This window comes from Pseudomonas sp. 06C 126 (assembly GCF_001855215.1).
Taxonomy (GTDB): Bacteria; Pseudomonadota; Gammaproteobacteria; order Pseudomonadales; family Pseudomonadaceae; genus Aquipseudomonas; species Aquipseudomonas proteolytica.
The window spans coordinates 139615-162328 of the sequence record NZ_MIFU01000097.1; the positions used below are offsets into that span (position 1 = coordinate 139615).

22 protein-coding genes are annotated in these 22714 nt (G+C 62.4%); 15 read left to right on the forward strand and 7 right to left on the reverse strand.

All coding sequences use genetic code 11. The features are described 5' to 3' along the window. Positions 1 to 2 precede the first annotated feature (2 nt). Positions 3 to 1142 (reverse strand): efflux RND transporter periplasmic adaptor subunit, encoded by a 1140-nt coding sequence (locus BHC62_RS18855; RefSeq protein WP_029297047.1) that lies wholly within the window; start codon positions 1140 to 1142, stop codon positions 3 to 5. A gap of 265 nt (positions 1143 to 1407) precedes the next feature. Here BHC62_RS18855 and BHC62_RS18860 point away from each other — a divergent pair, with 265 nt between their 5' ends. Further along, on the forward strand, positions 1408 to 2040 hold the full coding sequence (locus tag BHC62_RS18860; protein ID WP_029297045.1) for a TetR family transcriptional regulator: 633 nt from the start codon (positions 1408 to 1410) through the stop codon (positions 2038 to 2040). 334 nt (positions 2041 to 2374) lie between these two features. Here BHC62_RS18860 and BHC62_RS18865 read toward each other — a convergent pair whose 3' ends face one another. The 3 genes from BHC62_RS18865 to BHC62_RS18875 are packed head-to-tail and all read right to left on the reverse strand — an operon-like array spanning position 2375 to position 4949. After that, positions 2375 to 3430 carry an alkene reductase gene (locus BHC62_RS18865; RefSeq protein ID WP_070995780.1) on the reverse strand — a complete coding sequence of 352 codons (1056 nt, stop codon included), beginning with the start codon at positions 3428 to 3430 and terminating at the stop codon, positions 2375 to 2377. Between the two features lie 26 nt (positions 3431 to 3456). Further along, positions 3457 to 4623 carry an MFS transporter gene (locus BHC62_RS18870; protein WP_070995781.1) on the reverse strand — a complete coding sequence of 389 codons (1167 nt, stop codon included), beginning with the start codon at positions 4621 to 4623 and terminating at the stop codon, positions 3457 to 3459. Between the two features lie 11 nt (positions 4624 to 4634). Then, complete coding sequence (locus BHC62_RS18875; RefSeq protein WP_029297039.1) at positions 4635 to 4949, reverse strand: helix-turn-helix transcriptional regulator; 315 nt, start codon at positions 4947 to 4949, stop codon at positions 4635 to 4637. A gap of 154 nt (positions 4950 to 5103) precedes the next feature. On the opposite strand from BHC62_RS18875, the gene BHC62_RS18880 reads away from it, so the two are divergent. After that, positions 5104 to 5685: an ACP phosphodiesterase gene (locus BHC62_RS18880; RefSeq protein WP_070995782.1), complete on the forward strand. Its 582-nt coding sequence runs from the start codon at positions 5104 to 5106 to the stop codon at positions 5683 to 5685. A gap of 30 nt (positions 5686 to 5715) precedes the next feature. On the opposite strand, the gene BHC62_RS18885 is transcribed toward BHC62_RS18880, so the two are convergent. After that, positions 5716 to 6510 (reverse strand): lysophospholipid acyltransferase family protein, encoded by a 795-nt coding sequence (locus BHC62_RS18885; RefSeq protein WP_029297035.1) that lies wholly within the window; start codon positions 6508 to 6510, stop codon positions 5716 to 5718. Further along, complete coding sequence (gene olsB, locus BHC62_RS18890) at positions 6510 to 7265, reverse strand: L-ornithine N(alpha)-acyltransferase (protein WP_029297033.1); 756 nt, start codon at positions 7263 to 7265, stop codon at positions 6510 to 6512. The genes BHC62_RS18885 and olsB overlap by 1 nt, the downstream gene beginning before the upstream one ends. Positions 7266 to 7395: 130 nt before the next feature. Between olsB and BHC62_RS18895 the strand changes: the two genes are divergently transcribed. From BHC62_RS18895 to BHC62_RS18935, 9 genes are all read left to right on the forward strand, one after another. Further along, positions 7396 to 8271: an acyl-CoA dehydrogenase family protein gene (locus BHC62_RS18895; RefSeq protein WP_070995783.1), complete on the forward strand. Its 876-nt coding sequence runs from the start codon at positions 7396 to 7398 to the stop codon at positions 8269 to 8271. A gap of 137 nt (positions 8272 to 8408) precedes the next feature. After that, complete coding sequence (locus tag BHC62_RS18900; RefSeq protein WP_029297029.1) at positions 8409 to 9491, forward strand: serine hydrolase; 1083 nt, start codon at positions 8409 to 8411, stop codon at positions 9489 to 9491. Beyond that, a complete protein-coding gene (locus BHC62_RS18905) occupies positions 9488 to 9802 on the forward strand; it encodes a hypothetical protein (protein ID WP_029297027.1) in 315 nt (104 codons plus the stop codon). Before BHC62_RS18900 ends, BHC62_RS18905 begins: the two co-directional genes overlap by 4 nt. A 108-nt stretch (positions 9803 to 9910) precedes the next feature. Beyond that, complete coding sequence (locus BHC62_RS18910; protein ID WP_070995784.1) at positions 9911 to 11086, forward strand: M20 aminoacylase family protein; 1176 nt, start codon at positions 9911 to 9913, stop codon at positions 11084 to 11086. Positions 11087 to 11146: 60 nt separating this feature from the next. Beyond that, positions 11147 to 12457 (forward strand): citrate-proton symporter, encoded by a 1311-nt coding sequence (locus BHC62_RS18915; protein ID WP_029297023.1) that lies wholly within the window; start codon positions 11147 to 11149, stop codon positions 12455 to 12457. Further along, positions 12454 to 13896: an amidase gene (locus tag BHC62_RS18920; protein WP_070995785.1), complete on the forward strand. Its 1443-nt coding sequence runs from the start codon at positions 12454 to 12456 to the stop codon at positions 13894 to 13896. The genes BHC62_RS18915 and BHC62_RS18920 overlap by 4 nt, the downstream gene beginning before the upstream one ends. A gap of 63 nt (positions 13897 to 13959) precedes the next feature. Beyond that, positions 13960 to 14730 (forward strand): IclR family transcriptional regulator, encoded by a 771-nt coding sequence (locus tag BHC62_RS18925; protein WP_029297019.1) that lies wholly within the window; start codon positions 13960 to 13962, stop codon positions 14728 to 14730. 188 nt (positions 14731 to 14918) lie between these two features. After that, positions 14919 to 15509, forward strand: coding sequence for a YceI family protein (locus tag BHC62_RS18930; RefSeq protein ID WP_070995786.1), 591 nt, complete (start codon positions 14919 to 14921; stop codon positions 15507 to 15509). 1 nt (position 15510) lies between these two features. Further along, complete coding sequence (locus BHC62_RS18935) at positions 15511 to 16668, forward strand: phosphatidylserine/phosphatidylglycerophosphate/cardiolipin synthase family protein (protein ID WP_070995787.1); 1158 nt, start codon at positions 15511 to 15513, stop codon at positions 16666 to 16668. 119 nt (positions 16669 to 16787) lie between these two features. Here BHC62_RS18935 and bglX read toward each other — a convergent pair whose 3' ends face one another. Next, the gene (gene bglX / locus BHC62_RS18940; protein ID WP_070995788.1) at positions 16788 to 19079 is read right to left on the reverse strand and encodes a beta-glucosidase BglX; all 2292 of its coding nucleotides are present in this window, start codon (positions 19077 to 19079) and stop codon (positions 16788 to 16790) included. Positions 19080 to 19332: 253 nt separating this feature from the next. On the opposite strand from bglX, the gene BHC62_RS18945 reads away from it, so the two are divergent. The 4 genes from BHC62_RS18945 (at position 19333) to BHC62_RS18960 (ending at position 22661) form a co-directional block, all read left to right on the forward strand. Then, positions 19333 to 19941, forward strand: coding sequence for a LemA family protein (locus BHC62_RS18945; RefSeq protein ID WP_029297013.1), 609 nt, complete (start codon positions 19333 to 19335; stop codon positions 19939 to 19941). Beyond that, positions 19938 to 20666: a YgcG family protein gene (locus tag BHC62_RS18950; RefSeq protein WP_371128926.1), complete on the forward strand. Its 729-nt coding sequence runs from the start codon at positions 19938 to 19940 to the stop codon at positions 20664 to 20666. Before BHC62_RS18945 ends, BHC62_RS18950 begins: the two co-directional genes overlap by 4 nt. 28 nt (positions 20667 to 20694) lie before the next feature. Beyond that, positions 20695 to 21312 carry a TPM domain-containing protein gene (locus BHC62_RS18955; protein WP_029299129.1) on the forward strand — a complete coding sequence of 206 codons (618 nt, stop codon included), beginning with the start codon at positions 20695 to 20697 and terminating at the stop codon, positions 21310 to 21312. Positions 21313 to 21443: 131 nt separating this feature from the next. Next, positions 21444 to 22661, forward strand: coding sequence for an SAM-dependent methyltransferase (locus BHC62_RS18960; RefSeq protein ID WP_070995790.1), 1218 nt, complete (start codon positions 21444 to 21446; stop codon positions 22659 to 22661). The last annotated feature ends 53 nt before the right edge of the window (positions 22662 to 22714 follow it).

Consider the following 22714-nt stretch of genomic DNA (forward strand, 5'->3'; position numbering starts at 1 on the left):
TATTACTCCCCTTTGCCAGCGGCGGCAGGAGCAGTACCGGCAGGCTTGGCGTTGGTGGCTTCCTTCGCTTCAACCGTGATGCCCGGCTTGATGAACTGCAAGCCTTCGGTGATCACACGGTCACCGGCATTCAGGCCTTTTTCCACCAGCCAGTAGGCACCAGCGGTACGGTTGGCCACCAGCACGCGCTGTTCAACCTTGTTGTCGGCAGTCACCACCAGCGCTGTCGGGATACCCTTGATATCGCGGGTCACGCCCTGTTGAGGGGCGAGGATTGCCTTGCTGTTCACACCGGCCTGCAATTGCGCGTGGACAAACATGCCCGGCAGCAGGGTGTGGTCAGGGTTGGGGAACACGGCGCGCAGGGTTACCGAACCGGTGGTCTGGTCGACCGACACTTCGGAGAACTCCAGGCGGCCTTGCTGGCTGTATTCGCTGCCGTCTTCCAGGGTCAGCTTGACCATGGCTGCGTTTTCACCGGCTTTTTGCAGTTGGCCGCTTTCCAGGTCGCGACGCAGTTTCAGCATCTCGGTGGACGATTGCGTGACGTCGACGTAGATCGGGTCCAACTGCTGGATCACGGCCATGGCATCGGCCTGGCCATTGCTGACCAGTGCGCCTTCAGTGACCGAGGAGCGGCCTATACGCCCGGAAATCGGGGCGAATACCTTGGTGTAGCGCACGTTGATCTGGGCGCTCTGCAGGTTGGCTTCCGAGGTCATGCGGTTGGACACGGCGGTGTCGTATTCCTGGCGGCTGACGGCCTGCTCGTTGACCAGTTGCTTGTAGCGGTCGGCAATCGACTTGGTCTGCTGCAGGTTGGCCTGGGCGCTTTTCAGGGTGGCCTCATAGACCGACGGATCGATCTGATAGAGCTGCTGGCCTTCCTTGACGTCGCCGCCTTCCTTGAACAGACGCTTGAGAATGATGCCGTTGACCTGCGGGCGCACTTCCGCGATGCGGAACGCAGTGGTGCGCCCCGGCAATTCGGAGGTCAGGGTATAGGCTTGAGGTTGAATGGTGACCACGCCGACCTGAGGGGTTTGAGCGGGCGGCGCCGCTTCTTCCTTTTTACATCCGCTGAGCAGCGATGCCAGGGCGACGGCAGTGACCAGAGCGGTAACAGCTGGCTTAAGTTGCATGAAGATCCTCGGGTCAGGCGCGCTTGATGCGCACAAGAAGTGTGGAAGGGTAAAAAACAGGCATTGAGTAGATAAGTAGCTTGCTAGGCAATATACTTACGTTCATGGTTGTTTGTAAACTCTTGACAGGCTTCGCGGATTCCTTACAAGGCAGCGCTGAAAGCCTCGATTCTATTACGTTCGGCGCCCATGAAGGTGTCGTCCCATAATTATTCAGAAGGTGGTCATCAACCACCGCTCGTGTCCTGATTGAGGTGTTACTGCCATGGTTCGTCGTACCAAAGAGGAAGCTCAGGAAACGCGTAGCCAAATACTTGAAGCCGCCGAGCAAGCCTTTTATGAGCGCGGCGTTGCACGCACTACGTTGGCAGATATCGCGGCCAGGGCAGGGGTGACGCGGGGCGCGATCTATTGGCACTTCAGCAACAAGTCGGACCTGTTGCAGGCACTGCTCGACACGCTGCACGAACCGCTGGACGAATTGGCCAGGGCCAGTGAAAGCGAGGATGAGGTAGATCCGCTGGGCTGCATGCGCAAGCTGCTGATCCATCTTTTTCATCAGGTGGCCCTGGACCCGAAGACTCGGCGCATAAATGAGATCCTGTTCCATAAGTGCGAATTTACCGATGAAATGTGCGACATGCGCCGTCAGCGCCAGACCCACAGCCTTGAGTGCAACCTGCGCATCGGCCTGACGCTGCGCAATGCAGTCCACCGCGGGCAACTCCCGGAAAACCTCGACACCGCTCGCGGGGCGGTGTGTATTCACGCTTATATCAATGGGCTTATTGGCCAGTGGCTACTGGTGCCTGACAGCTTCGAGCTGTATCAGCAGGCCGAGCGTCTGGTGGATATAGGGCTGGACATGCTGCGCCTGAGCCCCGGCCTGCGCAATTGATACAAAATGCGTAATTACGTTCGTTTGTGTCAACAGTAAAGCCCAAGGACGGTCAATCGTCCTTCCGACTTATTTGTGGGGTGACTTTATATACGCGCTGGCGCCGGGTTGAAAGGTAGCCGGCTAAGTATTTTGTAGCGATATTGTTGCATTGCTGTGAAGGAGTGTTTCCTACAACGGATGGCTCACATAAAAAGCCCCGGCTCTCACGAACCGGGGCTTTTGCGTTTCTGCTTTTGTGTAGGAGCGAGCGTGCTCGCGAAGAACGTTAACGATAACGCAGTGCATCTGCTTTATTGCGGCGTTCTCAGGTTTTTCGCGAGCAAGCTCGCTCCTACAGTGGCAGGGTCGGGTAGTCGATGTAACCGATCGGGCCCTTGGCGTAGAAGGTCTGTGGGTTCGCTTCATTCAGCGGTGCATCGGCCTGGAGGCGCGCCGGCAGGTCCGGGTTGGCGATAAACGGTACGCCAAAGGCCACCGCATCCGCCTTGCCCGAAGCCAGCCAGGTGTTGGCGCTGTCCTTGGTGAAGCGCTCGTTGACGATGTACGGGCCACCGAACGCGGCCTTCAGTTGTGGGCCCAGGCTGTCGCCGGCTTCCTTTTCTCGGGCGCAGATAAAGGCGATGCCACGCTTGCCCAGTTCACGGGCGACGTAAGTGAAGGTTTCTGCCAGGTTGTCATCGCCCATGTCGTGGAGATCGCCCCGCGGCGACAAATGCATGCCCACGCGGCCGGCGCCCCAGACTTCGATCACTGCATCGGTCACTTCCAGCAACAATCGTGCACGGTTTTCCAGGGACCCGCCGTACTCGTCAGTGCGCTGGTTGGTACTGCTTTGCAGGAACTGGTCGAGCAGGTAACCGTTGGCGCCGTGCACTTCCACCCCATCAAAACCGGCAGCCTTGGCGTTTTCGGCACCCGCGCGGTAGGCGTCGACGATATCCGCGATTTCTGCGGTTTCCAGGGCGCGTGGGGTCGGGTAGTCCGCCAGTGGGCGCACCAGGCTGACATGGCCTGCCGGTTGGATGGCGCTCGGTGCCACCGGGGCTTCGCCGTCCAGGTAGGACGGGTGCGAGATACGCCCTACATGCCACAGCTGCAGGAAAATCTTGCCGCCTGCGCCATGCACGGCCTTGGTGATGTTGGTCCAGCCGCGCACCTGGTCGTTGGACCAGATGCCCGGGGTGTCCGGATAACCCACGCCCATCGGCGTCACCGAGGTGGCTTCGCTGAGGATCAGCCCGGCGGAGGCCCGCTGCACATAGTATTCAGCCATCAGCGCATTGGGTACGCGGCCGGCATCGGCACGGCAGCGGGTCAGTGGCGCCATGATGATGCGGTTGGACAGTTGCACATCGCCCAGTTTGATCGGATCGAAAATAGTCGTCATCGCAAACGCTCGTCTGTTCTAAGTGATTAATTAGTGGCTGGCGCCAGGTCGGCATCGCCGCTCTGGCGGAACGTGATCAGCGTGACCACCAGCGCCAGGATCGCCAGGGTCGCAGCTGCCAATGGCACGCTGGTCAGGCCGAAACCGTGGGCAATCACGCTGCCGCCAACCCAGGCGCCCAGCGCGTTGCCGATGTTGAAAGCGCCGATATTGAGGGTCGAGACCAGGTTGGGCGCGGCCTTGCCGAACGTCACCACGTTGATCTGCAGCGCCGGCACGGCGGCAAACGACGCGGTGGCCCAGAGGAACAGGGTGATTTCGGTGGGAATAATGGCGACGCTGGTCCAGGTCAAGGCGGTGGACACCACGGCCATGCTGATAAACACGCCGATCAGGGTGGCTGCCAGGCGCTTGTCCGCCAGCTTGCCGCCAATGATATTGCCCACGGTCAGGCCCAGGCCGATCAGCAGCAGGGTCCAGGTCACGCCTTTGGGTGAGATACCGGTTACATCCCCCAGCAGCGGCGCGACGTAGGTGAAGAGGGTGAACATCGACGCGGCAAACAGCGCAGTCATGCTCAACGACAACCAGATGCCGGCACCCTTGAGGGCCGCCAGTTCGGCGCGCATGTCGAGTTTTTCTTCATCCCGCTTGGCCGGCAGGAAGCGGATCAGGCCGATCAGCGCAATGACGCCAATCACCGTCACGGCCCAGAAGGTCGAGCGCCAGCCAGCTTCCTGGCCCAGCGCGGTGCCCAGGGGCACGCCGAGTACGTTGGCCAGGGTCAGGCCGGTAAACATCAGGGCCACCGCCGACGCGCGCTTGTTGGCCGGTACCAGGTTGGCGGCCACTACCGAGCCGATCCCGAAGAACGCGCCGTGGCACAGCGCAGTCACCACACGGGCAAACATCAGCACGTTGTAGTCACTGGCCAGGGCACAGAGCAGGTTGCCGATGATGAAAATGCCCATCAGCGCTACCAGGGCTGCCTTGCGCGGCAGCTTGGCAGTGGCCAGTGCCATGAACGGGGCACCGATGGCCACGCCCAGGGCGTAGCCGGTCACCAGCCAGCCGGCGCCTGGAATCGACACACCGAGGTCGGCCGCCACATCGGGCAACAGGCCCATGATGACGAATTCGGTGGTGCCGATGGCGAAGGCGCTTAGGGCCAGTATGAGTAGCGAGAGAGGCATCGAGGGGTCCTTTACAGCGGGGGGCTGAGTTCTTCGGTGATGGCTTGGATAAACGCTTGGATCACGTCTTCATTGCGGCGGAAAAAGTGCCATTGCCCGGCTTTCTGGCTGCTGATCAAGCCTGCGCGTTGCAGGGTGGCCAGGTGCGCCGACACGGTGGATTGCGACAGGCCGCAGCGCTGGTCGATCTGGCCGGCGCAGATGCCGTACTCGTGGTTGTGCACTTGCTCGGGGAACTGCACTTTCGGGTCTTTCAGCCAGTTGAGAATGTCTCGCCGTACTGGGTGTGCCAGGGCTTTTATTATTTCGTCGAGGTCAATGGACATGGCAGGGCTCGGTGTTGGTAAAACGTTATATCGCGATGAGGCGAACTTTAAATCGCTATATCCCGATATACCAATACGATTTTGATCTTGTTACCAGATAAATCGGTATATCGGGTTATAACGATACGTTGATGGCAGTGCTAAACTGCGCGCCATGAATTATCTCGCACATCTGCACCTTGGCGGCCAACTTCCTGCACAACTGCTGGGTAGCCTCTATGGCGATTTCGTCAAAGGCCGCCTACAGGGCCAGTACAGCCCGCAAATCGAGGCAGCAATCCAACTGCATCGCTCGATCGACCGCTTTACTGACAGCCATCCACGGGTCGGGCAGGCATTGTCACGCTTCACCCTGACCCGGCGGCGCTATGCGGGGATCGTCCTCGACGTGTTTTTTGACCATTGCCTGGCGCGGGATTGGGCCCAGTATGCCGACCAGCCGCTGGAGCGCTTTACCTCCCAGGTGTACCAGGTGCTGGCGGCAGAGCCGCAGTTACCGGGGCGCCTGGCGCAGATTGCGCCGTATATGGCGGCTGATGACTGGCTGGGCTCCTACCGCGAGTTCGCGGTAATGGAGCAAGTGCTGCGGGGGATTTCCCGGCGCTTGAGCCAACCCCAGGAACTGGGGCAGGCGATGCAGGAACTGCGGCTGTTGTATGAGCCGTTGAGCGAGGACTTCCGGGTGTTCTATCCCCAACTGCAGGTGTTTTCCGCCCAACACGCCACCTCTATGTAGGAGCGAGCAAGCTCGCTCCTACATAGAGGCTCAGGCAGCGGCCAGTGTGCCTATATGTCTTGGTTCGGCTGGCAGGACCACCTCGCCGAACAACGCCTTGTGCACCGCCTGCTGCGCCTGATACGCCAGCGCTGCACGCTCCTGGCCGGCGCAGGCAATCGGCTTGAGCAGATGAATCTCAACGTCGCCCTGATCATTGCCAAACAGGCGCATCAGGTGCGAGAGCAAATCATCATCACCAATAAACGGGGCGAGCGGATCGATCTGCCCATCGCGCAAATACCGGATAGCCACCGGTTGCAGCGCTACATCGGCATCAATCGCACTGGCCAGTAGCCGGCCATGGAAGGTGCGCAGGCTGCGGCCATCGGTGGTGGTGCCTTCAGGGAACATCAGCAGCGGGTGTTTTTGCTGCAGATGACGGGTCATCTGCTTGCGGATCAATTGGCTGTCACCCGAGCCACGGCGGATAAACAGACTGCCGGCCTTGGCCGCCAGCCAACCGGCCACCGGCCAGGTACGCACCTCGGCCTTGGACAGGAACGACAGCGGCGTCACCATGCCCAGCAGCGGGATGTCGGTCCAGGACACATGGTTGCTGACCCACAACATCGGCTGTTGCGGCATTTCGCCATGCACGCTCACGCGAAAGGGCAGGGCATTGCTCAAGCGCGCCATGAAAAACCGCGACCAGCGCTGGCGCCGCACCATGGAGTTGGCAACCCCCAGGCGCTCGAACAGACCAAACACCCCGGCCATGCTCAAGCCCAGGCTTACCACCAGCAGCACGCGGGCGATCCGCCCGTAGACCCGCAGGCGCCCCATCACATGGCCGCCTTGAAGTGGCGGGCATAACGCGGGCACAACTCGTCGCGCTTGAGCAGGATGAACACGTCAGCCACCTGGAAATCCTCGTCCCAGCATGGCTCACCGCAGATCTTCGCGCCCAGGCGCATGTAGGCCTTGAGCAGCGGCGGCATTTCGGCGATGACGTTGGACGGCAGGTCCAGGCTCGGCAGCGGTTTTTTCGGTTCGGCGCGCAGGTGTTCGTTGCACAGATAGCGTTCGCGCAGGCGCTGCATGATTGCGTGGGCCTGGATGCCACCGTCGTGCATCGGGATGCTGGCGCAGCCCATCAGGTAGCTGTAGCCGCCCTGGTTGAGCACTTCGGCCAGTTCGCCCCACAGCACCGCGATGGTGCCGCCGTTGCGGTAGGCCGGGTCGACGCAGGTACGACCGATCTCCAGGATCGGCCCTTGCAGATGCAACAGGCCGTGGAGGCTGAATTCTTCTTCGCTGTAGAACCGGCCCAAGGTACTGGCCGCCTGGTGATCCAGCAGCCGGGTAGTGGCAACCAGTCGCCCGGTGTTCAAGTCCCGTACGCCAATGTGGCTGCAGTGAACATCATAGTCATCCATGTCCAGGCCCAGCTCCGCGCCTTTCAGCTTGGCATTGAACTCGCCGCTGAAAACGGTGAAACGCAGGGCCTGGGCTTCCTGCAAAGCCTGGGCGCCGATCAGGCGTTCGGCTTGCAGACGGCGTTCATTGCCGGTGTCACTGATGCGGGCGATCTGAGTCATGGCGAGTCTCCAGGTGCCGGCCAGGGTTGCGGCCAGTCGACTTTGTTGTGCAAAGTCAGGCTATGTACCCCCGGTGTCATCTCCATGAATCTACGGTGACGCTTAGATGACAGCCCCCAAGGAGCCCTCCATGCCCTGGCACGCTTTGCTCGATCGACCCGACCGACTGCCCGTCCACGCCAACCTGGCCGAGGGCTACAGCGTTTTATTGCAACGCCTGGGGCAGGTGACGCCCTTCGAATTGGCAACCCAGGGTGCGCGCCTGATGGCCACGCCCGGCCTGGCGTTTCTGGTGGGTTATCAAGCAGCTTTGCGCGCGTTATGGCCCAGCGCGCCCCACAGCCTGGGCGCCTTGTGTGCGACCGAACAGCGCAGCCTGCGCCCAGTGGACATGCAAACGCGCCTGGACGACTTGCGTCTGAGCGGGCGCAAGGACTTCGTCACCGCCGGCGATGCCGCCGACTGGCTATTGATCGCCGCGCGTTGCGAGGCCGCCGATGAAAAACCGCGCCTGAGCCTGGCAGTAGTGCTGGCCGGCGAGCCCGGCGTACGCGTCGAGCCCTTGCCCGCGATCCCGTTGATGCCTGATATCAGCCACGGGCGCGTCCACCTCGACCATGCCGCCTGCGAGCGTTTGCCAGGGGATGGCTGGGACGACTACGTCAAACCCTTCCGCACGTTGGAAGACACCTATGTCTTGGGCGCGATGACCGCCTGGCTGCATGGCATCGGCCAGGAGTGTGATTGGCCCCAGACCCTGCGTTTGCAGTTATTGGCGTTGCTGGCCGGCTGCGCCGAAGTCATTCGCCAGCCCACGGCCTCGGCGGCAGGGCATGTGTTGTTGGGGGGACTGTTTGCGCAGTTCGAGGCGCTGAAGCCGCAGGTCAATGAGGCGATGGCTGCTGGGCAGTGGGCCGCTATGTGGCAGCGCGACCAAGCCGTGCTGGACCTTGCCGCCAGCGCCCGGGCCAAGCGCCTGGAAAAAGCCCTGAACCCATCCCCTTGAGCTTATGTGGCGAGCCCGCTCGCCACGACAGCTTTAGCTGCTTGGGTTTATGCGGCGCGGCAAACCGATGGCCTGTCGCCAAACCGTCATTTATCTGCATTAGGCTCGCGGGTTTGAATGCCCCCGAGTGCTTGTCCATGGTCAAAGGCCTGCTGTGCGTCGCCATGCTTCTGTTCACCGCTACCGCACACGCCCAGGCCTGGCCGGCGAAGGATTGGGCCCAGGGCGCGCAATTGACCGGCCCCGCCGTGAAGGCCCTGGAGGACTATGCCTTCCCGGCCCGCAATGACCTCACCCGCCAAGGCATCCGCACCGACGCGTTGCTGGTGATCCGTGACGGCGAAGTCATTTATGAACGCTACGCCGCGCCCACTACCGCCAGCACGCCGCACCTGACCTGGTCCATCAGCAAAAGCCTGATGGCCACGGTATTGGGCGTTGCCTACGGCGAAAACCGCTTCAAGCTCAGCGACCCGGTCGCGCGTTTCTATCCGCCGATGAAGCAACACCCGAGCATCACCCTGGCGCACCTGCTGAACTGGACCTCGGGCCTGGATTGGCAGGAAGACTACGAATACGCGCCGCTGAAATCCTCGGTGGTGGCCATGCTCTACACCCGTGGCCATACCGATATGGCGGAGTTTGCCGCCGACACTCCTACCTTCGCTGCAGCGGGCCAGGCGTTTCGCTACTCCAGCGGCGACAGCAATCTGGCGTCCGCCGCCCTCAAGGGCATGCTTGGCCATAAGGCGTATGTCGATTACCCGTGGACCGCGCTGTTCACGCCCTTGGGGATTGGCAGCGCCACCTGGGAAAGTGACGCCAATGAAACCTTTGTCGCCTCGTCCTATGCCTATATGACTGCCCGCGATCTGGCGCGCATTGGCTTGTTGATGGCGCGGGACGGGCGCTGGGGCGAGCGGCAATTGCTGCCCAAGGCGTGGGTCGACTTCAATCGCCAGCCCCTGGCGCAGTACATCGCGGGCCAGGACGAAGCGGTGCCCGGCGGCCACTGGTGGCTCAACCGTCAAGTGCAGGGCGCTGCCCGGCCCTGGCCGGATGCGCCCGACGATACCTTCGCGGCCCTGGGCCACTGGGGCCAGGCGTTGTATGTGTTGCCCCAGGCAAGGTTGGTGATCGTGCGCTATGGCGATGACCGCGATGGCAGCTATCGCCACAATGAACTGCTCAAGCGCGTGCTTGCGGCGGTGCAGCCATGATCCGTCGTCGGCCGTTTATCAGCCTGTTTCTCCTGTTGTTGCTCGCGGTGCTGGGTTGGACCTGGCACGAGCGCGTCAACCTGCAAGCCTTCCCCGACATCATTGCCGCCTACACCGCCAAGGAGTACTGCTCGTGCCGGTATGTGGCGGGCAACCCGGCTGACTATTGCCTGGGCTATGTGAAGCAATACATCCCCACCAGCGCCTTTGCCGATCACCCGGATACGCGCCTGGTCACCGCCAGTGGCCTGGGCCGCAGCCACAGCGCCCAATGGCTGGGCGAGCGCCAGGGCTGTCGCCTGCTGCCCTGAGGTTCCACAGGGTGGAACCACCTTTGATTGTCCTCGCACGCCCATCGCGGTTATCTGTGGCGGTGCCACAAAAAAGAACGGGAATACCCGCCTGCGAGGAGAGTCACCATGAGCCCACACCAGCACATCCTGGATTGGCTGCGCGATGTCGCCAGCGACCTGCACGCCGTGCGCCAGGATATCCACGCCCACCCCGAACTGGGGTTTGAAGAAAACCGCACCTCGGCCTTGGTCGCCCAATCCCTGAAAAACTGGGGTTATGAAGTGCATACCGGCATCGGCCAGACCGGCGTGGTCGGCGTGCTGCGCAATGGCAGCAGCTCGCGCACCCTGGGGATTCGGGCCGACATGGACGCCTTGCCGATCATCGAAAACACCGGCGTCGCCTACAGCAGCCAACACGCCGGCTGCATGCATGCCTGCGGTCACGACGGTCACACCACCATGCTGCTGGGCGCCGCGCGTTACCTGGCGGCGACGCGTCAGTTCGACGGCACCCTCAACCTGATTTTCCAGCCGGCCGAAGAAGGCCAGGGCGGCGCCGAAGCGATGCTCGCCGATGGCTTGCTGGAGCGCTTCCCCTGTGACGCGCTGTTCGGCATGCACAACATGCCCGGCTTGCCTGCCGGCCACCTGGGCCTGCGGACCGGGCCGATGATGGCTTCCCAGGACCTGCTCACCGTGACCCTCGAAGGTGTCGGCGGGCACGGCTCCATGCCGCACCTGACCATCGACCCGCTGGTCGCCGCCGCCAGTACGGTCATGGCCTTGCAGACGGTAGTGGCGCGCAACATCAATGCCCAGGAAGCGGCGGTGGTCACGGTCGGCGCCCTGCAAGCGGGGCAAGCGGCCAACGTGATCCCCCAGCAGGCCGTATTGCGCCTGAGCCTGCGCGCCCTCAATGCACCGGTGCGCGAGCAGATGCTGGAGCGGGTCAAGGCGATCATCCAGACCCAGGCCGAGAGCTTTGGCTGTACCGCGCAGATCGAACATCGCCCGGCCTATCCGGTACTGGTCAACCATGCCGACGAAACCGAGTTCGCCCGCCAAGTCGGCATTGCCTTGCTCGGTGAAGCGGCGGTCGACGCCAATACACCCAAGCTGATGGGCAGCGAAGACTTCGCCTGGATGCTCCAGCGCTGCCCCGGCAGCTACCTGTTTATCGGCAACGGCGTGTCGCGGCCGATGGTCCACAACCCTGCCTATGACTTCAACGACGAGATCCTGCTGACCGGTGCCGCCTACTGGGGTGCCTTGGCCGAGAGCTGGCTCAAACCGGCCTGAACCCCCTGCCTTTTTCCTGCCGCTGGACCTTTTGCTCAACAGGTTGAATGGAGTGTTCTCATGCAGACTTCAATAAAAGGCGTGTCCCGCACCCGGCAAGTGGTAGCGGCGGTGGTCGGCAACGCGCTGGAGTGGTACGACTTCATCGTCTACGGCTTTCTGGCCAGCATCATCGCCCGGCAGTTCTTCCCCTCGGACGACGAATACGCCTCGCTGTTGATGGCCCTGGCCACCTTCGGCGTGGGTTTCTTCATGCGCCCGGTGGGCGGCATCCTGCTGGGCATGTACGCCGACCGCAAAGGCCGCAAGGCCGCCATGCAACTGATTATCCGCTTGATGACCGTGTCTATCGCGCTGATCGTATTTGCCCCCAACTACGCCGCCATTGGCATGGGCGCGCCGCTGTTGATCGTGGTGGCGCGCATGCTCCAGGGTTTTGCCACGGGCGGTGAATATGCCAGCGCCACGGCATTCCTGGTGGAAAGCGCGCCGGCCCATCGCAAGGGCCTGTACGGCTCCTGGCAATTGGTCGGGCAGTGCCTGGCGGTGTTTGGCGGCGCGGCGATGGTCGCGTTGGTCACGCACTTTTTTACTCCAGAAACCCTCGACTTATGGGGCTGGCGCCTGCCGTTTGTGTTCGGCCTGCTGATCGGCCCGGTGGGCTTGTGGATTCGCCGGCATATGGAAGACCCGGAGGAATTTATCGAGGCGCGCAAACAGGCTACCGGCCCGGCGCCGAGCCTGATGACGGTGCTGCGTGAGCATCGGCGCAGCATCCTGGTGAGCATGGGCCTGGCCTGTGGCGCGACGGTGTCCTTCTACGTGGTGCTGGTGAATATGCCGACCTTCGCCCACAAGAACCTGGGCCTGCCCCTGGACCAGGTATTGATGGTGCAGATGTTCGCCGTGGCGCTGATGACCGTGGTGATTCCGCTGTCTGGCCTGCTGTCCGATCGCCTGGGGCGGCGGCCGGTGTTGATGGGCTTCACCCTGGCGTTTTTCGTGATGGTTTACCCGCTGTACGTGTGGGTCGCGGCGGCGCCGTCCATTGAGCGGTTGCTGGTGATGCAAGTGATGTTGTGCATCGCCATCGGCGGCTTCTTCGGCCCGGCGCCGACGGCCCTGGCCGAGCAGTTTCCCATCGAGGTGCGCTCCACCGGGGTGTCAGTGGCCTACAACGTGGCGGTGATGGTGTTTGGTGGCTTTGCTCCGCTGATCGTCACCTGGCTAAGCAAAGAGCTGGGCACCCCGGTGGCCCCGGCGTTTTATGTGCTGTTCGCTTGCGTCCTGACGCTGCTGGGCACTTACTGCATGCATGAGGCGCCGAGGGCCGCAGCACCGGCGCGCTTTACCAAGGGAGTGAAACCTTGAACATTGTTGAGCTCGATGCAATTGCGTTGTCCCAGGCGATCCACGCCCGGCAGGTGTCGTGTCACGACGTGATGCAGGCTTATCTGGCGCAGATTGCGCGTTTCAACCCGTCGGTCAATGCCCTGGTGTCGTTGCGCGACGAAGAGCACGTGCTGGCCGAGGCCCGGGCCTGTGACCGAGAGCTGGACCAGGGCCGCTCCCGTGGCTGGATGCATGGCATGCCCCAGGCGATCAAGGATCTGGCGGCAACCAAGGGTTTGCGCACGACCATGGGCTCGCCACTGTTCGCCGAACAGGTGCCCGCTGAAGACGCCATCGCCGTGGCGCGGGTGCGGGCCAGTGGCGCGATTATCATCGGCAAGAGCAATGTGCCTGAATTCGGCCTGGGCTCGCAGACCTACAACAGCGTGTTCGGCACCACCGGCAATGCCTACGACCCCGCCTTGGTGGCCGGCGGCAGCAGCGGCGGGGCGGCGGTAGCCTTGGCGTTGCGCATGCTGCCGGTGGCCGACGGCAGCGACATGATGGGCTCGCTGCGCAACCCGGCGGCGTTCAATAACGTGTTTGGCCTGCGCCCGTCCCAGGGCCGCGTGCCCCATGGGCCGGCGCCGGAGCTGTTTGTCCAGCAGTTGGCCACCGAAGGCCCGATGGGCCGCAGTGTGGCGGATGTGGCGCGGTTGTTGAGTATCCAGGCGGGCTTCGATGCGCGGGTGCCGTTGTCGCTCAAGGACGATCCGAGCGTATTCGGCGTGCCGCTGGCCCGCGACTTCAAGGGCGCGCGCCTGGGGTGGCTGGGGGATTACAACGGCTATCTGCCGATGGACGATGGCGTGCTTGGCCTGTGTGAATCAGCCCTCGGCGATTTCAGTGCGTTGGGCTGCGAAGTGGAAGGCTGCCAGCCGGACTTTTCCATGGAGCGCCTGTGGCACACCTGGCTGGTGCATCGTCATTGGCTGGTGCAGGGCGCGCTGGGGGCTGCGTATGCCGACCCGCAAAAACGTGGGTTGCTCAAGCTGGAAGCACAGTGGGAAGTGGAGGGCGGCCTGCAGCTGAGCGCAGCGGATGTGTATCAGGCCTCGTTGGCGCGCAGCGAGTGGTACCGCGCCCTGGCCAAGTTGTTCGAGCGTTACGATTTTCTGCTGTTGCCCAGTGCCCAAGTGTTCCCTTTCGATGCACAACAGCACTGGCCGCGCGTCGTTGGAGGGCGAACCATGGACACCTATCACCGCTGGATGGAGGTAGTGATCGGCCCGACATTGGCCGGCCTGCCGAGCATGAGTGTGCCGGTGGGCTTCAACCTCCAAGGCTTGCCCATGGGCCTGCAAATCATCGGCCCGGCCCAGGCGGATCGCGCCGTACTGCAACTGGCCTACGCCCATGAGCAACTGACGCATTGGGTCCAGCGCCGCCCTCCGCAATGCTTGAGGGCGAACGCCTGAGGGGAGGGCGGCCTGTATCTTGCTGTGAAATTCGATCATCCATCAGCAACCGGGAGATCAGCCATGGGCAGCAACGCCGACACGGGGACTGTGCGTTCAGTGGAGCGGGCACTGGCCATCATTGAGTTGCTCGGCGAGCACCAGGCCCTGGGGCTTGAGGAGCTGCATTACCTGACGCGCCTGCCCAAGGCCACGGTGTCGCGGATGTTGCTGACCTTGCAGGAGCAGGGCTGGATCTACCGTGGCCTGAGCGACCGGCGTTATCGCATCAGCGCCCAGCGTTTGTTCGGCGATACCCAGCAACGTTTCAAGCGCCGCCTGGTGGAGTGTGCGGCGCCGTGGCTGCTGGAACTCAGCGAGCGCACCGGGTTGGTGGCGGACTTGTCGAATTTCGACGGCGAGCGCCTGGAAGTCATGGAAAGCGCGATCCCCACGGTGCTGCGCAAGCTCTACCCCAACAACTGCCAGATCGTCGGCCAGCATGCCAGCCTGTTCCATTCGGCCATGGGCAAGGCGTGCCTGGCCGAGTTGGCGGCGGATGAAGTCCAGCGCCTGGCCAGCCGCGAGCATGTGCCGGCCGACGATCAGTACCGTGCGTGCGAGCAATCCCAGCACCAGGGGTTTGGCCAGCGTACCGAAGGGTACTGGGAGTATCCGGTGCGCTTGCCGTTCCTGATCCGCGCGGTGGCGCTGCCAGTGCGGGCCAATGGGCGGCTGGTGGGGAGCATGGCGTTGCATTGGCCGATGCACCAGGCGCCGGTGGAACGGGTGTTGAGTCTGCATCTGGCTAGCCTGGAGGCGACCGTGCAAGGCGTGCAGCACGCACTGGCCTGATGCCGGATCGGGCTTGTGTGGGAGCGGGCTTGCCCGCGATAGCGGTGGGTCAGTCAACTATCTATTAACTGACCCTCTGCTATCGCGGGCAAGCCCGCTCCCACATTTAAATTGCCGGGGCCGTTAGATTGCGTGCGGCAAGCCGGCCAGTTAATGTTCGGGCAGGTTTTTCTCCGTGCGAGTGTTCAATGTTCAACACATCCATCCTCAAGCCCCTGGCGCTCTTGCTGCTGGCCGCTGCCGCCGTGCCTGTGCAGGCCGCCTGGTACCTGGATAACGAATCCTCAAGGCTGTCGTTCGTCACCACCAAAAACACTGACCTGTCTGAAGTCCAGCGCTTCCTGGTGCTGCACGGCAAGGTCGACGACAAAGGCGCGGCACAGTTGGAAGTCGAGCTGGAGTCGATCAACAGCGGCATTCCGCTGCGCGACGAGCGCATGCGCAACGACCTGTTCCAGATCAAGACCCACCCCGATGCGCTGATCAACGCACAAATCAACCTGCAACCTATCAACGACCTGGCCACCGGCGCGCAGTTGGAGTTGCGCCTGCCGCTCTCGGTCACCCTGCATGGCAAGACCCAGACCTACAACGCCGAACTGCTGGCGACACGCCTGGATGACCGGCGTTTCCAGGTGGTGACCCTGGAGCCGCTGGTGTTGCACGCCAAGGATTTTGACTTGCTCTCTGGCGTAGAGACTTTGCGCAAGGCTGCCGGGCTGGACGCGATCAGCCTGTCGGTGCCGGTGGGTGCGGTGCTGATTTTCACGGCGCGCTGACATGAGCGGCGCGGTGTTCCCCTGGCGCAGCGCCAACCGCTTCGAATTGCTGATCGACGGCCCGAACTTTTTCCCGCAGATGCTGGTGGCGATCGCCCGCGCCGAACGCCAGGTGGAGCTTGAGCTGTATCTGGTGGAGGCGGGTGCCTGTGCCGAGCAGATGGTCAAGGCGCTGGTGCAAGCGGCCGAGCGTGGGGTCCAGGTGCGCTGCCTGTTCGATGACTACGGCAGCCTGGCATTTACCCTGGGCCTGCGGCGCCGCTTGACCGATGCCGGGGTGGAGCTGCGCTTCTACAACCGCCTGCGCTGGCGCCGTTGGATGCGCAACCTCTACCGCGACCACCGCAAGCTGCTGCTGGTCGACCAGAGCATCGCCGTGGTGGGCGGCACCGGGGTCACCGATGAGTTCTGGACGCCCGGGCAGGACACCTGTGAGTGGCACGAAGTCATGGTGCAAATCAGCGGCCCGCTGGTGCTCGACTGGCAAGCCCTGTTCGACCGCCAGTGGCGGGTCAACGACCACCGCCGTGCCTGGAAGCCAGCCACGCATTTTGGTTTGCCGCGCCTGCCCAAAGTGCCGGCGACCGGCCCGGGCCTGGGGCGGGTGGCGTATGCCGACGCGGGCCAACATCGGGACATTTTGCAATCGCTGATCCGCGCCCTGAACAGCGGCCAGCGCCGTATCTGGCTGGCCACGCCGTACTTCTTGCCCACCTGGGGTGTACGCCGGGCCCTGCGCCGCGCAGCCGGGCGCGGTGTGGATGTACGCCTGCTGCTGACCGGGCCGCGCACCGACCATCCTTCGGTGCGCTACGCCGGGCACCGTTATTACCCGCGCCTGCTCAAGTCCGGGGTGCAGATCTTCGAATACCAGCCCTGTTTCCTGCACCTGAAGATGGTGCTGGTGGACGATTGGGTGAGCATCGGCTCGTGCAATTTCGATCACTGGAACCTGCGCTTCAACCTGGAGGCCAACCTGGAAGCCTTGGATCCGGAGTTGACGTTGGCGGTGGCGGGCAGCTTCGAGCGCGATTTTGCCCAAAGCCAGGCGGTCAGCCTGGAGGCATGGAAGGCCCGGCCATTGTGGCGGCGGGTCAAACAGCGGGTGTGGGGCTGGATTGATCGGTTGGTGGTCAACCTGCTGGATCGAAGAGGTTAGGGAGCACACCCCCAATCCAATGTAGGAGCTGGCTTGCCTGCGATGGCGGCACCTCGGTCTATCAGTGCCACCGAGGTGTTGCCATCGCAGGCAAGCCAGCTCCCACATACCGCTTCAAATCAAAGCAGTTCGAAACTCTGCTGCTGCACGTCCTGGGAGTCCAGGCCGATCTGCACATTGAACTGGCCAGGTTCGGCCGCGAACTTGAGCTGGGTGTTGTAGAACTTCAAGTCATCCTCGGTAATGCTGAAGTGCACCACCTTCGATTCGCCGGCCTTGAGCAGGATCTTCTGGAAGTTCTTCAACTCCTTGATCGGGCGGATCATCGAGCCGGCCACGTCCTGGATGTACAACTGCACCACGGTTTCGCCATCCACCTTGCCGGTGTTTTTCAGGGTGACACTGGCGTCGAGCTTGCCGGTCTTGTTCAGGGTGGTGGACGACAGCGCCATGTCCGACAGGCTGAAGCGGGTGTAGCTCAGGCCATAACCGAACGGATACAGCGGGCCTGTGGTGTCATCGAAGTACTGCGAGGTGTAGTTGCCCGGTTTGCCCGGCGTGAATGGCCGGCCAATGGTCAGGTGGTTGTAGTAGGTCGGAATCTGCCCCACGGAGCGTGGGAAGGTGATCGGCAGCTTGCCCGAGGGGTTGTAGTCACCGAACAGCACGTCGGCAATCGCATTGCCGCCTTCGGTACCGGCGAACCAGGTTTCCAGGATCGCGTCGGCTTGCTGGCTCTCTTCGAGGATCGACAGCGGCCGGCCGTTCATCAGCACCAGGACCAGCGGCTTGCCCGTGGCTTTCAAGGCCGTGATCAGGTCGCGCTGGCTTTGCGGGATGTTCAGGTCGGTACGGCTCGATGACTCGTGGGACATGCCACGGGACTCGCCCACGGCGGCTACCACCACATCGGCGTTTTTCGCGGCCTTGACCGCTTCGTCGATCAGTACCTGGGCCGAGCGTGGGTCATCCACCACTTCCGGAGCATCGAAATTGAGGAAGTTGAGGTAGTCCACCACCGCCTTGTCGCTGGTGATGTTGGCGCCACGGGCGTAGATCACTTTGCCCTGTTCACCGATCACCGCGTTCATGCCGTCCAGCAGGGTCACCGATTGCGCAGGTTTACCGGCGGCGGCCCAACTGCCCATCATGTCGATGGGCGCCTTGGCCAGCGGGCCGACCAGGGCGATGGTCGCGGATTTCTTCAGGGGCAGGGTGTCGTTCTGGTTTTTCAGCAACACCAGGCTGCGCCGCGCAACGTCGCGGGCTTCGCTGCGGTGCAGGCGGCTTTCGGCATAGGTGTCGGCCGGATCGTCCTCGGCCTTGCCGATACGCAGGTACGGGTCGGCAAACAGGCCCATGTCGTACTTGGCACCGAGCACTTCACGCACGGCGTTGTCGATGTCTTTTTGCTCGATCTCGCCGGATTTCAGCAGCCCTGGCAACTCCTTGCCGTAGAGCTGGTCGTTCATGCTCATGTCGATGCCGGCCTTGATCGCCAGCTTGGCCGCTTCGCGACCGTCCTTGGCGACGCCGTGCTTGATCAGTTCGAAGATCGCACCGTGGTCGCTCACGGTCAGGCCCTTGAAGCCCCACTCTTTACGCAGCAGGTCGTTCATCAGCCAGGTGTTGGCGGTGGCGGGCACGCCGTTGATCGAGTTCAACGCCACCATCACGCCGCCGGCGCCGGCCTTGATCGCTGCGTGGTAGGGCGGCAGGTAGTCCTGGTACATCTTGACCGGGCTCATGTCGACCACGTTGTAGTCGCGCCCGCCTTCCACCGCGCCGTACAGGGCGAAGTGCTTGACGCTGGCCATGATGCTGTCGGCCTGGGCCGGGCTCGGGCCCTGGAAGGCCTTGACCATCACTTCGCTGATGCGCGACACCAGGTAGGTGTCTTCGCCGAAGCCTTCTGAGGTGCGGCCCCAGCGGGCGTCGCGGGAGATATCGACCATCGGCGCGAAGGTGATGTCGAGGCTGTCTGCCGCCGCTTCTTTAGCGGCAATGCGCCCGGAGCGGCCGATGGCGTCCATGTCCCAGCTTGAGGCCAGGGCTAGGCTGATCGGGAAAATGGTGCGGTGGCCGTGGATCACGTCATAGGCGAAGAACATCGGGATCTTCAAGCGGCTGCGCATGGCCGCGTCCTGCATCGGACGGTTTTCCGGGCGGGTGATGGAGTTGAACGTGCCACCAATGCGCCCGGCGGCGATTTCCTTGCGGATCATCTCGCGCGGCATTTCCGGGCCGATGCTGATCAGGCGCAATTGGCCGATCTTTTCATCCAGGGTCATCTGCCCGAGCAGGTCGCTGACGAACGCGTCCTTGTCCTTAAGCGCAGCGGGCTTGGTCTCGGCAACGACGGAGTGACTGGCCAGAGTGGCAACAAGGCCCAGCAAACACAGCTTTTTCATGAATATCCTTTTTCGGCGTACTGCGCAGCGTCACGTAAACACTGCTCGGCCAAAATGTGGGGAGCGACTATTGTTGTTCGGGTGTTGTGTGGGTAAATACCGCACACTTGCGGGCTCTTTATGAACTATCCATAAAGAAGGGCATCTTTTAGCTGATTGGCTCGCTGTAATCCAGTAGTGGCGGATTATGCCCCAAGCGCGTGATGTATAGGGTCAGTCGTCAAATTCCATAAGGTTGGTCAGGAGACACACCATGCAAGCAGCACAGACTATTCGATGGGGCTGGAAAGCCGCGGCCCTGCTACTGATCAGCAGCGTGCTGAGCGGTTGCGGCATCAACAAGATCCCGACCCTGGACGAACAGGTCAAGGCGGCCTGGGCCCAGGTGCAGAACCAGTATCAACGGCGCGCCGACCTGATCCCCAACCTGGTCGAAGTGGTCAAGGGCTACGCGGCCCATGAGCAGGACACTCTCACCGCCGTGATCGAAGCGCGCGCCAAGGCGACCTCGATCCAGGTCGATGCCAGCACCCTCGACAACCCGGAAAAACTCAAGCAGTTCCAGCAAGCCCAGGAAGGCCTGAGCGGTGCCCTCAGCCGCCTGATGGTGGTGTCTGAACGCTATCCGGACCTCAAGGCCAACCAGAACTTCCTGGCCCTGCAATCGCAGCTTGAAGGCACCGAAAACCGCATCAGCGTGGCCCGTCGCGACTTTATCGCCGCCGTGCAGGCCTTCAACACCGAGATCCGCACGTTCCCTGGCCGCCTGTGGCACAGCGTGATGTACAGCGACTTGCCGGTGCGCGCCAACTTCGAGGCCACCAGTGCCGATGCCGATAAAGCGCCACAAGTGAAATTCTGATGACCCTGCGTGCTGGGTGGCTGGCAGCGCTGCTGCTGGCCGTGAGCCTGACTGTCCAGGCGGCGCCGGATTTTCCGGCGCTGACCGGACGGGTGGTCGACAACGCGCAGATGATCGACCCGCCGGTGCGTGCGCAACTGAGCCAGCAATTGCAGGCGCTGGAGCAGACCAGCGGCGACCAGATCGTGGTGGTCACGGTGCCCGACCTGCAAGGCCTGCCCATTGAAGACTTCGGTTATCAACTGGGTCGGCACTGGGGCATCGGCCAGAAGGGCAAGGACAACGGTGCGCTGTTGATTGTGGCTCGCGACGAGCGCCAGTTGCGCATCGAAGTGGGCTACGGCCTGGAAGGCGTACTCACCGATGCGCAGTCGTGGGTGATCATCAACCAGGTGATTGCGCCCAAGTTCAAGGCGGGCAATTTCACCCAGGGCATCAGCGACGGCGTGGCCGCCATGATCCAGGTGGTTGGTGGCGAGCCGCTGGCCGTGCCGGCCCATGTGGCTGATCCCAACTTCGCCAAGGACAACCCGGTATTCTCCATCGGCTTGTTCATTCTGTTGCTGGTGGTGTTGTGGCTGTGCAACCGCATGGGCCTGCCGGTAGGCGCCATTTTGCTGGCGATTCTCAGCAGCAGTGGGCGTGGCGGCGGCGGTGGCGGGGGCGGTGGCTTCAGGGGCGGCGGTGGCGGTTTTGGCGGCGGCGGGGCTTCGGGTGGCTGGTAATGACAATAACTAAAGAGCATCTACAACCATGGCTTTACTGACAGAACACGAGCAGCGCCAAGTGGCCGAAGCGATCGCCAGGGTCGAGCAACAGACCGACGCCGAACTGGTGACCGTGCTGGCCGCCCGCGCCGACGACTACGCCTACATCCCGCTGCTGTGGGCCAGTGTGGTGGCGTTGGTGGTGCCGGGGATCGTGCATTACCTGTCGGGCTGGTTGACCATGCACACGCTGCTGCTGGCGCAATGGGCGACGTTCATTGTGCTGTGCCTGGTGTTCCGCCTGCCGGCCATCACCACCCGCCTGATCCCGCGCTCGGTGCGGCATTGGCGCGCGTCGAACCTGGCACGCCGGCAGTTCCTGGAGCAGAACCTGCACCACACCCTGGGCAGCACCGGGGTACTGATTTTTGTCAGCGAGGCCGAGCGTTACGTGGAGATCCTGGTGGATGACGGGATTTCCCAGCGCCTGGATGACAGCAGTTGGGATGCCATCGTCAAGACGTTTACCCAGCAGGTGAAACAGGGGCAGACGTTGACCGGGTTTATCACGTGCATCGAGGCCTGTGGCGAACTGCTCAAGGTGCATGTGCCGCAGACCCACACCCGTAACGAACTGCCCAACCGCCTGATCGTCCTCAAGTAACCGGTGGGGGCTGCCACACAAGCCAGCCCCCACATTTTGAATTGTGCTGACCGTTGGGCAAATTACTCCGTGCCCTGAGCCCCCATCCCCCCTAAAATGCCCGGCATTCCCTGCCCGAGGCGTTTTTGTTCATGTCTGTCACCCCTAAACCGGCCACCCCCGCGCCGGATCATCACGCCCAGTTCATCGAACTGCTGCGCGCAAGCCTTGAGCAGAATGCCTTTATCAAGCTGGTGCTGGCCAAGTACGTGGGTGAAGAAGCCGAATTGCAACGCCTGATCATCAAGCCGGTGACGGTCAAGGAGCAGGCGTGCCTGTCTTTTGTCTATCGCTACAAGACCCGTGATATCACCAAGAATTTCCCCCTCGAAGACGCCGTCGCGACGCTTGCCGCGCTGTTGCCAGCCTCGTTCAAGAACGCCCATCTGCTGTCGTTGACCGACGAGGCGCAGCTGGAATACAGCAAGAAGAACAAAAGCTCGCTGTTCAAGAGCAAACCCCAGCAACTGCGTGAAGCACCGTCGGCCGAACACAACCGCGAGAAAAACCGCTTCCTTGACCTGACGCGGCCGTTTCTCGCCGACCTGGGCGTGACCAACGCCAAGCACGAGCTGATCCCGGCGATGTCGCGCAAGTGGAAGCAGATCAACAAGTTCATCGAGGTGTTCAGCCATGCGCTGACCTCATCCCCCTTGCAACTGGACCGGCCAGTGCGGGTCGCGGATTTTGGTTCGGGCAAGGGCTACCTGACGTTCGCCATCCACGACTACCTGCGCAACACCCTCAAGGCCGACGGCCAGGTGACGGGTGTGGAGTTGCGCGAAGACATGGTCACCCTGTGCAACAACGCCGCCGCCCGCCTGGAACACCCGGGGCTGGTGTTCAAGTGCGGTGATGTGCGCAGCGTGGCGCCCAGCGAGCTGGACGTGATGATCGCCCTGCATGCCTGCGACATCGCCACCGACTATGCGATTCATACCGGCATCCGTTCCGGGGCGTCGATCATCATGTGCTCGCCGTGCTGCCACAAACAGATCCGCTTGCAGATCCAGAGCCCAGCGCTGCTCAAGCCGATGCTGCAATATGGCCTGCACCTGGGCCAGCAGGCGGAAATGGTCACCGACAGCCTGCGCGCGTTGTTCCTGGAAGCCTGTGGCTATGAGACCAAGGTGTTCGAGTTCATCTCCCTGGACCACACCAACAAGAACAAGATGATTTTGGCGGTCAAGCGTGCCGAGCCTTCGGATAACGCGCAGTTGCTGGAGAAAATCCGCGAATTGAAGGCGTTCTACCAGATCAGCGAGCACTGCCTGGAAACCCTGCTACGCGCCGATAACTACCTGCCCTGAAGACAATGTAGGAGCGGGCTTGCCCGCGATGACGGAGTGTCAGTCGATATAGT